Source organism: Bowmanella yangjiangensis (genome assembly GCF_017255015.1).
In the GTDB taxonomy this organism is placed as follows: Bacteria; Pseudomonadota; Gammaproteobacteria; order Enterobacterales; family Alteromonadaceae; genus Bowmanella; species Bowmanella yangjiangensis.
In genome coordinates, this window is the sequence record NZ_JAFKCS010000355.1 from 1 (window position 1) to 815 (window position 815).

Below are 815 nucleotides of genomic sequence, written 5' to 3' on the forward strand. Positions count from 1 at the left end.
GTGCGTTCGATCATGAGCCTGCATCAGGGCCAGGTTAACGTCAGCAGCATCGTGCACGAGAGCACCGTCTTCACCCTCTACTTCCCCACTGTGGCGCGCCCCTGAGACAGCTCGCGCACCCGCCAACGGCAGGCGCGGCCCATGGACAGGCTGCATGCATACGCACAAGCCCCGGAAGAACCTGGCACCACCGGACTGATTCGATGCGCGAAGACGCCCGCCTGATGAGCGCCATAAAAAAGCGCCCCGAAGGGGCGCCAAAAACCATCTCTCAACCAAAGGAGCGGGAGCTACCAAGAGATGGGGACTGAAGAGGGGAAACGACGTGCGTTCAGTCACGCACTGCGTCGTTGTCGCCACTCTGAACAGGCGATGATGGCTGCTGCCCGGTGGCTCGATCGCCATGGATGCGCTGCTGGTTTTCACGGAACTGCTTGAGCGCATCGAGCGAGCGCTGCGAACCATCCTCCGCCGAGGCGAGCAGGCTGCTTGCACTCAGGAGAACGACGAACAGGAACTGGGTGAACACTTTCATGGGAACCTCGGACTGACTGAGCAAACGTGGAAACGAACGCTTCGAAGACAGCCCCATGTTAGGTAGGCGCACCTAACGGGAGCATGAGGCCCGCATTACAATCCTGACAGTTAGGAGCGGCAGCGCCGCTCCTGTTCGGTGTTACAGCACCTGCAGCGGATACTCGACGATGACACGCACCTCATCGAGGTCGCTTTCATACGCGGTGGCACGCGTATTCATCTGCCGCACACGCACCGAGAGGTCCTTGAGCGAGCCGTCGAGGAACACGTACTTGACC

At 60.5% G+C, this 815-nt stretch carries 2 protein-coding genes; both read right to left on the minus strand.

What is annotated here, in order from left to right; translation table 11 throughout:
* Positions 1-331: 331 nt before the first annotated feature.
* Positions 332-535, minus strand: a complete 204-nt coding sequence (locus J0A65_RS24505; protein WP_206596861.1) for a hypothetical protein — start codon at positions 533-535, stop codon at positions 332-334.
* 141 nt (positions 536-676) lie between these two features.
* Complete coding sequence (locus J0A65_RS27855) at positions 677-805, minus strand: OprD family outer membrane porin (protein ID WP_332874381.1); 129 nt, start codon at positions 803-805, stop codon at positions 677-679.
* Positions 806-815: the final 10 nt, after the last annotated feature.

What these genes read in the sequence shown, in the direction of transcription:
- J0A65_RS24505 (WP_206596861.1), bottom strand. Translation starts at nt 535, where the DNA reads ATGAAAGTGTTCACCCAGTTCCTGTTCGTCGTTCTCCTGAGTGCAAGC.